This window comes from Streptomyces sp. col6 (genome assembly GCF_008042035.1).
GTDB lineage: Bacteria > Actinomycetota > Actinomycetes > Streptomycetales > Streptomycetaceae > Streptomyces.
Genome location: NZ_RDBL01000072.1, coordinates 1 through 767, shown reverse-complemented (window position 1 = coordinate 767; position 767 = coordinate 1). Strand labels below are relative to the sequence as shown.

General features: G+C 75.0%; 1 protein-coding gene and 1 pseudogene. Both read right to left on the bottom strand.

Features of this window, described 5'->3' with window-relative positions:
- Positions 1-262 (bottom strand): Asp-tRNA(Asn)/Glu-tRNA(Gln) amidotransferase subunit GatC (gene gatC, locus EAO73_RS35380; protein WP_147975625.1); only part of this gene is annotated, 262 nt, incomplete at its 3' end.
- A 273-nt stretch (positions 263-535) separates the two neighbouring features.
- Positions 536-767: pseudogene (locus EAO73_RS35375) on the bottom strand (EAL domain-containing protein); the annotation flags it as partial.

The following is a 767-nucleotide window of genomic DNA, read 5'->3' as shown; positions in this document are numbered from 1 at the left end:
GCTGCTGCTCCTGGGCCGGGGCGCCGGAGAGCGCCTGCTCGGGGGTGAGAGACGGACGGACGACGTCCGCCCGCATGACGTTCGTCAGCGGCAGCGGGTGGGAGGTCGGCGGTACGTCTTGGTCGGCTACCTCGGAGACGCGGGCGACCGCGCCGATGATGTCGTCGAGCTGTCCGGCGAAGTGATCGAGCTCTTCGCCCTTCAGCTCCAGACGCGCCAGCCGGGCGAGGTGGGCGACCTCCTCGCGCGTGATGCCAGGCATGCAGCGATCCTCAGGGGTTGGTGTGTGGTTGGCCGGGGGCCGGCGGCACATTTCCACCGTCCGTCCGAAGGACGGGCCGCGCGGCGTCTGGCGCGTGCGCTCGCAAGGCGCCGGAGCGCCCTCGTGGCGGAGCCACTCGGGCGTTTCGGCAACGCGGCGAGCGTGCGTGCCAGACGCCGCGCGGCAGGTGGAAATGTGCCGCCGGCCCCCAATCCTATGGGGTCGGCCACATGGCTGAGGACACGGTTTCGAGGAGACGGTTCCGAGCCGGTCCTACGTCGTCGCCGGGCGGGGACCCGATGTACGGCCCGAGGGGCGCTGCTCCAGCTCCGGCACCGGCGTCGTGGTCGTCCCGGCGGAGGCGGCCGCGGCCGCCGCCGCTGCCGCCGCGGCGGCCAGCTCGGCCGGGCGGCGCCAGCCGTGCTCGCCCCGGGCCCGCAGCCAGGCGGTCGTCTCCTGCGGCGGCATCGCGGCCGCCACCAGCCAGCCCTGGACCACCGCGTCG